The sequence below is a fragment of the Anaerosporobacter faecicola genome, assembly GCF_012070565.1.
Classification (GTDB): Bacteria; Bacillota; Clostridia; order Lachnospirales; family Lachnospiraceae; genus Anaerosporobacter; species Anaerosporobacter faecicola.
Genome location: NZ_JAAQRO010000049.1, coordinates 43,594 through 55,938 on the forward strand (window position 1 = coordinate 43,594; position 12,345 = coordinate 55,938).

Annotated in this window: 10 protein-coding genes; 9 read left to right on the plus strand and 1 reads right to left on the minus strand. The window is 37.2% G+C overall.

The window, feature by feature from the left end:
* Position 1: 1 nt before the first annotated feature.
* The 4 genes from HBB17_RS18730 to HBB17_RS18745 all read left to right on the plus strand — a co-directional run bounded on the left by HBB17_RS18730 (position 2) and on the right by HBB17_RS18745 (position 6,122).
* Positions 2–901 carry a carbohydrate ABC transporter permease gene (locus tag HBB17_RS18730; protein ID WP_207717379.1) on the plus strand — a complete coding sequence of 300 codons (900 nt, stop codon included), beginning with the start codon at positions 2–4 and terminating at the stop codon, positions 899–901.
* A gap of 32 nt (positions 902–933) precedes the next feature.
* Positions 934–2,628 (plus strand): type 2 periplasmic-binding domain-containing protein, encoded by a 1,695-nt coding sequence (locus tag HBB17_RS18735; RefSeq protein ID WP_167959019.1) that lies wholly within the window; start codon positions 934–936, stop codon positions 2,626–2,628.
* Positions 2,629–2,815: 187 nt separating this feature from the next.
* The gene (locus HBB17_RS18740; protein WP_167959020.1) at positions 2,816–4,645 is read left to right on the plus strand and encodes a sensor histidine kinase; all 1,830 of its coding nucleotides are present in this window, start codon (positions 2,816–2,818) and stop codon (positions 4,643–4,645) included.
* A gap of 43 nt (positions 4,646–4,688) precedes the next feature.
* Complete coding sequence (locus HBB17_RS18745) at positions 4,689–6,122, plus strand: response regulator transcription factor (RefSeq protein WP_167959021.1); 1,434 nt, start codon at positions 4,689–4,691, stop codon at positions 6,120–6,122.
* Here HBB17_RS18745 and HBB17_RS18750 read toward each other — a convergent pair.
* Positions 6,111–7,958 carry a substrate-binding domain-containing protein gene (locus tag HBB17_RS18750; RefSeq protein ID WP_167959022.1) on the minus strand — a complete coding sequence of 616 codons (1,848 nt, stop codon included), beginning with the start codon at positions 7,956–7,958 and terminating at the stop codon, positions 6,111–6,113. The genes HBB17_RS18745 and HBB17_RS18750 overlap by 12 nt on opposite strands.
* A 264-nt stretch (positions 7,959–8,222) precedes the next feature.
* On the opposite strand from HBB17_RS18750, the gene HBB17_RS18755 reads away from it, so the two are divergent.
* From HBB17_RS18755 to HBB17_RS20675, 5 genes are all read left to right on the plus strand, one after another.
* Entirely contained in the window at positions 8,223–9,803 is a 1,581-nt protein-coding gene (locus HBB17_RS18755) for a putative bifunctional diguanylate cyclase/phosphodiesterase (protein WP_167959023.1), read from the plus strand.
* Positions 9,804–9,815: 12 nt separating this feature from the next.
* Complete coding sequence (locus tag HBB17_RS18760) at positions 9,816–10,508, plus strand: lysoplasmalogenase family protein (RefSeq protein WP_167959024.1); 693 nt, start codon at positions 9,816–9,818, stop codon at positions 10,506–10,508.
* A 252-nt stretch (positions 10,509–10,760) separates the two neighbouring features.
* Positions 10,761–11,297, plus strand: coding sequence for a hypothetical protein (locus HBB17_RS18765; RefSeq protein ID WP_167959025.1), 537 nt, complete (start codon positions 10,761–10,763; stop codon positions 11,295–11,297).
* A 14-nt stretch (positions 11,298–11,311) separates the two neighbouring features.
* Complete coding sequence (locus HBB17_RS18770) at positions 11,312–11,611, plus strand: pyridoxamine 5'-phosphate oxidase family protein (protein WP_167959026.1); 300 nt, start codon at positions 11,312–11,314, stop codon at positions 11,609–11,611.
* 57 nt (positions 11,612–11,668) lie between these two features.
* On the plus strand, positions 11,669–11,797 hold the full coding sequence (locus HBB17_RS20675) for a hypothetical protein (RefSeq protein ID WP_274380800.1): 129 nt from the start codon (positions 11,669–11,671) through the stop codon (positions 11,795–11,797).
* Positions 11,798–12,345 lie beyond the last annotated feature (548 nt).

Here is a 12,345-nt window from a genome sequence, read left to right on the forward strand (position 1 = left end):
GATGAAAATGAAAAGTAAAATTAAACGTTCCCGTGGAACAATCATATTCGATACATGCAATGTTATCTTCATGCTAATAATATGTTTCTTATGCTTATATCCAATTTGGTATGTCATTGTGAATTCATTGAATGATGCAACGGATGCATTGCAGGGGGGAATCTATTGGTGGCCAAGAAAATTTTCCTTAGCAAATTATAAGAGCGTATTCTCTAACAGTAGTGTGTTGCAGTCTTTTAAAGTGACGATTGCAAAAACGTTAATTGGTACAACGGTCAATGTATTATTTACCGCAATGGTAGCTTATCCATTATCGAAGGCAAATCTAATTGGACGGAAATACTATATGGCAATCGGTACAGTAACGATGTTCTTCTCAGGAGGATTGATACCAACATTCTTATTGTTTAAGAACATGCATTTACTCAATAACTTTTTAGTTTACATAATACCAGCAGCATTTAATTTCTTTAACTTGTTGATTTTTATCAATTTTTATAAAGAGATTCCCGCAGCACTGGAAGAATCAGCGAAGATCGATGGAGCAAATGATCTAACGATTTTCAGACGGATCATTATTCCATTATCGAAACCAGTGTTTGCTACAATTGCCCTCTTTTCAGGAGTAGGACAATGGAATGATTACTTTGGTGGATTGATGTATATGACCAATCGAACGGACCTAGAACCAATCCAAACTTTCTTATATCGTTTGGTTGCCCAAGTACAGTCCTCACAGATGGCAGGAAATATATCGGTACAGGTTCAGACGTCAGATACAACATCAACCTCAATCAAATTGGCCGCAATGGTCATCACTACTTTGCCTATCTGCTGTGTCTACCCATTCTTGCAGAAGTATTTTGTAAAAGGTATGATGGTAGGAGCAGTTAAGGAATAGATTTCAATCATAATGTAAAGGGAGGAAACACTATGAAAAAACAGTTCAAAAAAGGTATTGTTTTGTTACTAGCTGCAACGATGGTCCTTTCAAGTGTCGGCTGTAGTAAGAAGAAAAATGACAACAATTCCAAAGAAAATCAAACGGTAACAACAGAAGCAACGGAAACGGATGCTGCAACAACAGAAGCAACAGATACAGAGCAGACAGGAGAAGCTACACCAGGTTGGCAGGAACATGCAGATGAAAAAGTTGATTTCACTTGGTATATCAATTTCTCATGGTTTACCACTCCATGGGGAGAAAATCTGGTATCTAAGAAGATTACAGAAGAAACAGGTTGTAATATTGAGTTCATCGTACCAGCTGGTAATGAAGCTGAAAAATTAAACTCTTTAATCGCTTCTGATACATTACCTGATATCTTAACAATTGGTTGGTATGAAGGTCAGGTTAACCAAATTATTGAAGATGGTATGGTTTATGCACTTGATGAACTTGCTAAAGAATATGATCCATACTGGTTCACCGTAGCTGACGAAGGACGTGTTGGCTGGTTTACAAAAGAAGATGGACATATCTATGGTTATCCAAACTCCTCTTTCTCACCAGCTGATTATGAAAAATACGATAACATTTCTTCCAACCAGACATTCCTTGTAAGAAAAGATATCTATGAAGCAATTGGTAGCCCAGATATGACTACACCAGAGGGATTCAAAGCAGCAGTAAAGGCAGCCGCTGAAAAATTCCCAGAAGTAAATGGACAACCATTGATCCCTGTGGGAGCACATGAATTTGGTGCAACTGGTAATGTATCATTTGACCAGTATTTATGTAACTTCTTAGCAATCCCTTATGAAAAAGATGGACAATACTATGACCGTTACACAGATCCAGAACTTGTTCGTTGGTTGAAGACATTCCGTGAACTATGCCAAGACGGATATTTAGTAGATGATATCTTTATTGATAAGAGAGCACAGATGGAAGAAAAGATCGCACAAGGACGTTACTTCTGTATGTTATACCAAAGAACAGACTTACAAGATCAAGAAAAAATCTTATATGCCAATGACCCAGACAGTATCTACATTGCTGTAGATGGACCAAAGAATTCCAAAGGTGATGCTTATACATTACCAGGCACTGGTATTAATGGTTGGTGTGTGAATATGATTTCGAAAAACTGTAAGAATCCAGACCGTGCAATCCAATTATTCTCTTACCTTATGAGTGAACATGGACAACATATGACTTGGTTAGGTGTTGAAGGAGAAACATGGGATTACGATGCAAATGGTGTTGAAACCATGCATGATGATGTAAAAGAATTATGTAATACAGACCGTACAGCATATGATCAAAAATACGGTGCAGACTCAACATATTGGATGTTCCAAGATAACGCGATGGCATTAAAATGGGCACAACCTACTCCAGAACCACTTGGACAGATGGAACGTTGGACATATCCTTATGTAATGACAACTTCTCAGTATGATATTTCCTTAGTAGCTGATTCAGAAGAAGCAGATATAAAGGCTAAGATTGATAATGAATGGGGTGTTGTATTACCAAAATTATTGTTATCTGGATCAGAAGAGGAATTTGATAAGATTTGGAATGACTTCATCCAAAAGAGAAAGGATTATGGTTTAGATACATTAATAGAGAAACAAACAGAATTAATGAACGAAGCAAAAGGAAAATTAGGACTTCAATAATCCCTAGGATGCAAAGGGGATACCCTTTAACCCCCAACATCATTTCTTATAGAGTAGGCTATTCATAAAGAATTATGGATGGCCTGCTTTGTGTTGTTGAATAAGGTTAATTTATGTCGAAATAGATTGGAACAGAAGTCGTACTATGGTAAGATAAAAGAAAAGAAAAGAAAGGCATGAGAATACGATGACAAAGATACAAAAATCATTGAATCATATGAAGATTACAAAGAAAATATCAGTTACTGTATTTTGTTTTGCTTTTGTTCCTATTCTTGTATTGTTCCTTGTCATTTTAGGAAACATCGAATCCCGTGATACGAAAGACAAAAGTTTCTTAGTACAGTCCTCCGCAAATCAAGTGTATGCTAATGTACAAAAGAGCGTGGAATTGTGTAATATGTCAACACAGGTTTTTCTTAACAATGTGGGATTAACTTCTTTTATCGAACGTGTACTTTCAAAAGAGAAGATTCCGGTGGAAGACTTAATGCAGTACAATCGGGAAGATATTGTAAGCATGGAACGCCTTGTTAATAGTAATCCTTATCTCTATGCCATTCATGTTTATGTGGATAGTGAGGAGCTCATGGAGATGATGCCAATTCTATACCACACACGTAGAATGAAAAACCAGAAGATTCAACAAGAGGAACAGCTACAGTCTTCTTGGATTTTTAATTATGTAGATGATATGTTCCGAAATGCCTATGTGAAACCATCAGAACATATCATGTCTTTAACAACGAAGATACCAAGTTACACCTATGGGAATTTAGGATATGTGGAAGTTGCAGTTGAGATGGAGAATGTATTTCCTAATTTATTTGATACAAAACAAGAATCATGGGCTTGCTTTATTGATAAAGAAGGACATGCGTATTATGACGAGAATGAACAAAGCCGTTGGGTTCCCTACATAGATGCTGTTATGGATATAGCAAAAACGAAAGATGGAGAATATAAGGACAAGACACAGAAGATTTCCCTTCATGGAGATAATCTAATCTTGTGTGTGAAATCCATTCCGGAATTAGGTGGAACGTATATTGAAGTGCTATCACTTGATGTGTTGAGTGGTGCATTTTCCAAAATGATTTGGCATTATATTGGTATATTCCTAGCGATCATGGCACTGCTTGCACTTGTGATCAATTATGTTGTAAGAACCATGGTAAAACGATTCTATAAGATCTTCCAAGCACTGAAAGAAGTACAAGGTGGTAATCTGGATGTTGTTATGCCGAATTGTGGAACGGACGAACTTGGCGAGTTATCGGATCAGATTGGTATCATGTTAGATAAGATTCGCCAATTAATGAAGGATAATCTGAATCGGGAGATACTGGCAAAGAATTCAGAAATACGGGCATTGCAGAACCAGATCAATGCACATTTTATCTATAATGTACTGGAATCCGTTAAGATGATGGCAGAAATTGAAGAAAAATATGAGATAGCCGATGCAGTTACCTCCCTTGGAATCCTGCTTCGGTATAGCATGAAAGGGTTGGCAAAGAATGTAACCCTACGACAAGAAATCGAATATATACAAAATTACGTAGCATTGATGAACCTACGCTTTGATTATGAAATCTATCTATCCCTTAATATTCCTGATCTTTTGTGGGAACAGGAAATCCCAAAGATGTCCTTGCAACCTATTATAGAGAATGCAATTACACATGGGATTGAAGACTTAGCAGAGGATACAAACATTTATATTAAAGGAATCGTGGAAAAGGATGTATTCGTTATTGAGGTATCGGATCAAGGAAAGGGAATGACGGAAGAGGAAGTTAAACAGTTACGGGAAAGAATCCAACAGGATATCGATATTAATGTAGGAAAGGGAAAAGGAATTGGCTTAAAGAATGTACAGGATCGAATCCAGATTCATTTTGGAAAAGAGTATGGCATCCAAGTTGCATCGAAACTAGGGTGCTATACAAAAGTATCCGTGCGAATTCCGATTACGAAACGGTCCTTTGAACCAATTTTTGAACCGGTACAATAAGAACAGAAATATAGATAGCATAGGGGGGATTAGGCTGAATACATTGCTGATTGTTGAAGATGAAAAAATGATCCGACAGGGAATCAAAGCGATGGCGTTGCGTTCTGGCGTACCAATTGCAATGGTTATGGAGTGCAAGAATGGTATAGAAGCTTTGGATATTGCTCAGACGCAAGAAGTAGATGTGGTCATTACCGATATTCGAATGCCCAAAATGGACGGAATTACGTTGGTAAAAGAATTACAGAATTGTAAACATGTGCCGTTGGTGGTCGTTGTTAGTGGCTACGATGATTTTTCTTATGCAGTAGAATTGCTTCGATATGGGGTAAAGGATTATCTACTTAAACCAATTGAGAGAACCCAATTAGCGGAAATTCTGAATAAATTAGAAGAAGAACTACAAAAGAATCAGCAAACGAAAAATGCGATGCAGAACATTGGCTACCAACAGTTGAAAGAATTAATGCTTCATGATGCCAATGATACAGATTCCTGTAAATTGATTATAGAACAAGTCTCATCTAACTTTTTAAGCGGTTCCTATCAGCTCTATTGTACCAATTATGAAGGAGAGTATGAGAAACAGGAGGGCGTTTGGTATCTTCCCAATGTCAACCAACAGAGTATCTTTATCGTGGAAATAGAGCAGGGAGAACGTTTGCGAAAGACAGAACTTCGAGGATACTATGTGGGAAAAAGTCAAGAACACAGAGGCTTGGAAGAACTACATACGGCTTACAAGGAAGCCTATACTGCAAGATTGCATGCATTTCTTGCGGATAGTGAACTGATCGTTTATGAACCATGTATGGAAAAGGAAGGGATATATAAGGAACTAGAACAGGAAATTGAGCAGATCGTGCAGATGGTAGGTACGGATAAATGCCAGGAAGCATGTAAGAGTTTGGAGTATATCAGTTATCAGTTTCGAATGGGACAATTGGCAGCGGATCTTACAGAAAAAACCTTTGGTACGTTGCGAAAAAGAATCTATGAAACATACCGCAATGCATTCCAGGAATCTATTGACCAACAGATACCAAGTCCCGTTCTTTCCATAGACTGTTTATCAGATTATGTAAAAATACTTCGCTCTTGTATGGAAGAATTAAATCAATGTATTATGACACAGTATGATGATTTTCGTAATAAGCAGAAGATTCAAACGGCAATTTCTTATATTAAAGAACATTATACCGAAGATTTGAACATGGCAGTTGTGTCCAATCATATCTCTATGAATTACTCTTTGTTTTCTTTATTATTTAAGCAATATACAGGGAATAATTTTGTTCATTATCTGAAAGAAATTCGTGTGGAAGAAGCAAAACGGCTTTTGTCCAACACCGATATGAAAATTGCCGATGTGGGAAAAGCCGTTGGGTATGAGAATGATAAACATTTTATGAAGATTTTTAAAGGACAATGTGGAGTATCCCCTACGGAGTACCGTAAAAATGCATTACTGGGGTAGTAAGTGTTCTAAGTCCTCTATCGTCACGATTGCATAGTCATAAGTAAAGGGAAGCGTATACTCCTTTTTATGAATGTGCACATAGTTTTGTACATATTTTTCTATTTTATTCTGGAGGCTGATTGCCTCATCCTCTGATAGGTTAGGAAGGAGCAAGAGAAAGGTATCTGTATTGGTTTTGGAACAGAGTGCCCCCTCATCAAGATTACTCTTGATTCCTCTTGCAATTACACCGATACACAATTGAGCTTCTTCCTGCCCATATCGTTCTTTGATCTGTTGTAGTTCATGAAGTTGCAGATTGATCATGGTAATTCTTTGCACGGTTGTATCGGTTCTAGCTTTCAGAAGTTCATACTGTTTGCGTAGTCCTTTGGCATTCCAGAAGTTTGTTAATTCATCTCGAAGATAAAGGGTTTCTAATTGCTGTACCAAAGCCGTGCGTTCCTGATTGGTTACGATTGTTTGAAGCATATTATTGATGTTGCGAAGCCAAAGCATATAGCTGAAACTGTGTTTTACAGAGTTTCCTTCGTAGGAGAGCGCAACATAGCCAAAGGTTTTGGTTTTGTAGTACAATGGCAGATAGATATAAGCAGCTGTTGCATCTGAATAAAAAGGAAGTGGTAACACCATTTCACTTTTGAAGGTGCACTCTGGCACTCGTTTTTTGTTATGCAAGCCCATTTTAAGAAGAAGCAGATCCTGATTTGGTATTGGGTCTTCGGTTTCTGTCATGCTTCGAATGGAATCGGATAACGCATCCCAATCTGGGTAGAGACATAAACAAAAATCGCTTAGTCCGTCCATCTTTCGTAGGAATTCTTCTAAAATCTCCAAACCTTCATCCAAATCCGTTATGTTGACAAGAGAAGCTGATAAATTAATATCCATAAACATCTCTCGTTCCCTTTTCGATATGGTATCGATTAAAGTAAGATTGTAGTGATTAAAGGACTGTCTTTGCGTTTGATAGCAACCACAAGAGCTGCGAAGAACAGGGTGGGCTGGTACGATGGTATGTTTTGGTATCGTTTCTCCTGAATATAGTTGTAAGATTGCATCGACTGCCAACTCGCCTAACTGGGTGATAGGAAACTCAACGGAAGTGATGGAAGGAATGTTGAATTGAGCCGTTTCTAAGTTGTCATATCCCGTTATAGCAATATCATAAGGAATTCGATACCCTTGTTCTTCTAAAACTTTGGAAACGATCAGTGCGATGGAATCATTGTAGCATACAATTGCGTCAGGAACACCATGAGGATTTTCTAGTAACGAATGGATAGCTGTTTCTACGGAATTCAGTTCGGGTATGCACCAGGCAAGAAAAGAATCATAAGTGGGAAGCTGTTCTTGCTGAAGTACTTCCTGATAGGATTGGTAACGTTCCATGGAGAATTCTTTTTCTTGCAAATTCCCGAGGTAGGCAATCCGTTCATATTTATGGGAGTGAATTAAGTGGGTTACTAATTCCTTCATGGGTTCTTTGTTATCAATGGAAAAGGTATAGAACTCTCCAGGCTCTTGATTGATCTCTAAAATCGGACAGGAACAGGAAGCTTTAAGTGTTTCTGTAATCTGTTCTTTCAGATGAAGGTCAAGGTATGTTCCAGAAGCTACAATGACACCACAATAATCTTTGAAATGTGGAATCTTCAAGATGTTGCTTTCACCCTGTCCAAGTTCTTCTGGTGATTCACCGTCGTTTGTGGCAAAGATGTCAACCTGATAGTTGTACTCAGCGGCTTTGTTCATAATACCAGCATAGAGATTTCGCTGGTACTCACCGAATATGTGTGAGATGAATAACGCTATTTTTTTCTTAGTTATCATAGTTGTCTCTCCTGAATATGGTAAGTAATTGTGCATAATGACGAAAATGCATCAGTAAATTTCCTTTGAAATATCGTATTTCTTATAAAATTATACCATAAACCTGGCTTAATGCAAAAAGTTTTCGTAAAATTCGGAAGTTAACGTTAAAGAATAATAAGAAAATATGAAAAAAAGTTGGAAAGGTTTATAAACTATGGTATAATCAGTAAGAATCATTTTATAGTACATTGGTACTAATTTCTAGTTGGGGAGGTAAAAGTTGTGGCTATACAGACGGGTATACTAGTTAATGGAAGCCATATTTACGAAATCGATCGAACCTTGGGTAATATTATAATTGCTTTAATTATAGTATTAGTTATTGTAATCCTTGCACTAGCTATAGCAGTGAAACGACGAGCTATTGCGCAATATAAAACCAAATCAGCGGAAGAACGATTAAAAGAAAGTTATAGTGAACTAGAGAACGCTTATAAAAAAGTGTCAAAAACACAAAAAGAACTTTCTACGAAATATGAAGAGTTAAAACGTAGTGAAGAAAATAATAGAAAAATAGCATATACCGATTATTTAACGGAGATTCCAAACAGAACAGCATTTTCAGAAAAGTTGGATGATGTGATGAATACCCTTCGTAAAGAAGAAGTCGTTGCAGTGATGTATATTGATCTTGATAATTTTAAGAATATCAATGATGTTTTGGGACATTCCTATGGAGATGAGTTGTTAATCGATGTTAGTCATCGACTAAAACAAGCCATTGACGAGAATGATTACCTGGCACGTTTTGGTGGAGATGAATTTATTGTATTATCACAAAATATCGAAGATGTAGGACTATATGAAGAGAAAATTCGTAAGATACAGAAAGTATTTTCGTATCCATTTGTCTTATCCTTAAAGGAATTCTTCGTCACGATTAGTATTGGTGTTGCATATGCACCAAGAGATGGAAAAACGACGCAGAGCTTGATCAAGAATGTTGATTTGGCTATGTATACAGCAAAGGAAAAAGGAAAGAATACGTATTGTTTTTATGAAGAAAGCATCAATCAACGTTTGATGAATAAGATTGAATTGCAGTCAGAATTAAGACAAGCCATCGATTTTAATGAATTTGAAGTGTTCTATCAAGCCCAGATTGATTTGGATACCAATCGAATCGCTGGTTTTGAAGCACTGGTACGCTGGAATCACCCAACGAAAGGCATCATACTTCCAGGAGATTTTATCCCGATTGCAGAACAAACAGGTCTGATTGTACCAATTGGTAAGTGGGTTATGTTTGAAGCATGTAAACAATTGAAGAAGTGGGAAGAGGAAGGTTTTGATGATATTACGATGGCAGTGAATCTGTCAGGAAGACAGTTCTTTGATACCGATCTTGTTGCGATGGTAAGAGAAGCACTGGATACCACAGAAATCAATCCAGCGCATCTTGAACTTGAGATTACAGAAACCGTCGTGTTAGATAATATAGAATATTCCATTGATGTAATTGAGCAGATTAAAGCGTTTGGCGTACATTTTTCATTGGACGATTTTGGTACAGGATATTCCGCGATGAATTATCTGCGTATGTTGCCAGTAAGCAATCTTAAAATCGACAAGAGTTTCTTGGATCGTCTTATTGAAAACCAGTGTGATCAGAAAATCGTAGCCAGCATCATCAATCTGGCTAGAAATCTGGAGATGGATGTCATCGCAGAAGGTGTAGAATATGAAGCACAGGCAGACTTTCTACGCAGTGTTGATTGTAAATTGGCACAGGGATTTCTCTATAGTAAGCCAATTCCTAAAAAGGCTGCGAATGATCTTTTGGACCAATATAATAAAATGTAGAGGAGAGAAAGAATGCAAACGATCATATTCTTAGGATTGCAATTAGTGAATTATATTTCCTTTCTAATGATTGATCTATGTGATGGCACTGCTCATACGAGTTCCATCATCAAATATACAAGTATTCTTTTATGTTTCCTCTATGTTCTCTTAGGGAAAAAACAGAAGAGGTCTGTCTATATGTTGGCAGGTCTCTTTTTTACGTTGGTCTCTGATTACTTTCTTCTATTTACAGATGAATTTGCTTTTGGATTGGTAAGTTTTTCTGTTGTACAGACGATATATTCGATGTATTGTAGTGCGAAGAAGGAAGCATTTTTCAAAAAAGAAGTAGTACATCTTAGTGTTTTAGCGGTCTTACTGATAATGCTACAGTATGTGTTACACATACCACTTGATATCGTTCTTGTACTTTGTGGGTATTATGGGATTCATCTGATCAGCAATCTGATCATGGGGTGGAGACGCAAGAGAGAAAGCAGGGAACGTTGTTGGTTTGCTATTGGTATGACTGCTTTTGTACTGTGTGATATTCATGTGGCAATCATGAATGCGGGAGCCTATCTGACAGTTAGTTCTACGAACTGGTATCAGCAATTGTACAATCTTGCTGTAGTTGCTTGTTGGTTTTACTATTTGCCATCGCAGGTATGCTTGGCGATGATTGGACATGGAGATTTTAATAATGGAAAGGAGGATATGTGATGCTAACTTTTGGCTTGATTGGGATGGTGGCTGCTTTACTAGGGGTTAGTTAGAGAGTGGAATCGTCTTTCATCAATGCGAGAGGAGTTCCCTTCAATCGATTGATTGAAGGGGGGGATTACCGATGATCGGGCCTGCGGATTATCCATATGGTTTACATTCGTGTTTTGTAGCTAACCGGAGGGTAATTTGTTAAAATCGTTGCCTCGTTTGCTTAATAGACGAGGGCAGGCAGTAAAGAGGGGGAGATTTATGTATCTTTATCATTATTATGACAAAACAATTGGTCCATTTCGTAATCTATCGGACGTGACGGTAGAAGAAGCAAAAGAAATCTTGGCAAAAATCAAAGTGAATAAACCCCATGTTCAATGTGCGAAACGACAGGACACATATGTGGAAGATCGTCTCCATTATGAAGCAATCTTGCGTGAGAAGTTTCTGGAAAAGGGTGGTGTGATCAAACGGCAAGTTCCACATTATATGGTTGTAGAGCATAGTCCTTGGTTAAGTACTTGGTTCGAAAATTGTGCATACATTAAGATTCCGATAGAGGAATTCGATTTGTCTACCGTTTCCTTTACCTATGGGGATTCCCATCCGACATTCAGTCCACGTGTTACCGATCAGAAAGAATATCGGAAAAAGCTCTATCGTTACGAGGAGATATTAGATATTATCGACCGATATGGAATGCCTCAGGATTGGAATGATGATGGACGATTTGGACCAGAACGGTACATTGAGGCACATATATGGAGTGATGAAACGATAATGAGATATCGATAGGGGAGGAATTTTACATGAGAAGAAAAGATAGAGAAGTAACAGATTTTAAGAAGATTAAGGAGATCATTCAGAAATGCGACACCATTCGTCTTGGATTGTCAGATGGACTTTATCCGTATGTTGTACCGTTGAGTTTTGGGTATGAGTTTGTTGACGAGCAGATTTATTTTTACATACATGGTGCAATGGAAGGCAGAAAACTTGACTTGATGAAAAAGAATGGCGTTTGTTCTTTTGAGATGGACTGTGGGCATGTAATGGAGCTGATGCCCAAACTTAAGGATGTTACAATGCGATATAAGTGTTTAATGTGAAAAGCGAACATTAAAATTCTTGACACAGAAGAGAAACAAAGAGCCATTGATTTCTTAATGAATCGACAGGAAGAAACACGACATTTTGATTACAATCGGAATGTCATCGAACGTACGATGGTTGCCAAATTAACGGTAACCGAATATAGCGGGAAGATTAATGCAAGTATTGGTCAAACAGAGTAAGTAAGATGGATTGCTAATACTTCAAAATTAAACGGTCAGTAAAGCGTATAATAATTCTAAAACAAAAACAGAGGTGATAATTTTTTATATTGTCACCTCTGTTTTCTATGTTTATAAATGCCATAATAATAGGATTTGACAGGTTATGTAATGGTTATATATAGAATCCGCTTGATTCCCTAATCTTTTCTATGGCTTTTCTATGTCAGATATTTAGCTGTCAGATATCTAAGCCGCGTTGATAACCGTTATTCATATTTGATTTACAAAATATAGAAAATAGTATTGTAAAATAAGAGTATGATATGGTATAATTAGGAAATGATTGAGCGAGAAACCGTTTTTTCTCCCTTAATTGCCTCAAATCATTCTTAAGTTATTCATTTTCACTAGAAGAGAAGGTAGTTCTTTACATTCTCAATTCTTAATAATCTAAATCTCCCAATAAGAACTTCCATTTTAAGAGAATTACATAACCAATACGTCATGATTGCAAAGACTTTTTAAGTTGATTTGCATGTTTTGTTGAGTAGTCTTTGCGCTATTTC

Excerpts from the sequence above, each read along its gene's own strand:
- HBB17_RS18730 (WP_207717379.1), top strand. The coding sequence starts at position 2 with ATGAAAATGAAAAGTAAAATTAAACGTTCCCGTGGAACAATCATATTC.
- HBB17_RS18735 (WP_167959019.1), top strand. The coding sequence starts at position 934 with ATGAAAAAACAGTTCAAAAAAGGTATTGTTTTGTTACTAGCTGCAACG.
- HBB17_RS18740 (WP_167959020.1), top strand. The coding sequence starts at position 2,816 with ATGACAAAGATACAAAAATCATTGAATCATATGAAGATTACAAAGAAA.
- HBB17_RS18750 (WP_167959022.1), bottom strand. The coding sequence starts at position 7,958 with ATGATAACTAAGAAAAAAATAGCGTTATTCATCTCACACATATTCGGT.
- HBB17_RS18760 (WP_167959024.1), top strand. The coding sequence starts at position 9,816 with ATGCAAACGATCATATTCTTAGGATTGCAATTAGTGAATTATATTTCC.
- HBB17_RS18765 (WP_167959025.1), top strand. The coding sequence starts at position 10,761 with ATGTATCTTTATCATTATTATGACAAAACAATTGGTCCATTTCGTAAT.
- HBB17_RS18770 (WP_167959026.1), top strand. The coding sequence starts at position 11,312 with ATGAGAAGAAAAGATAGAGAAGTAACAGATTTTAAGAAGATTAAGGAG.
- HBB17_RS20675 (WP_274380800.1), top strand. The coding sequence starts at position 11,669 with ATGAATCGACAGGAAGAAACACGACATTTTGATTACAATCGGAATGTC.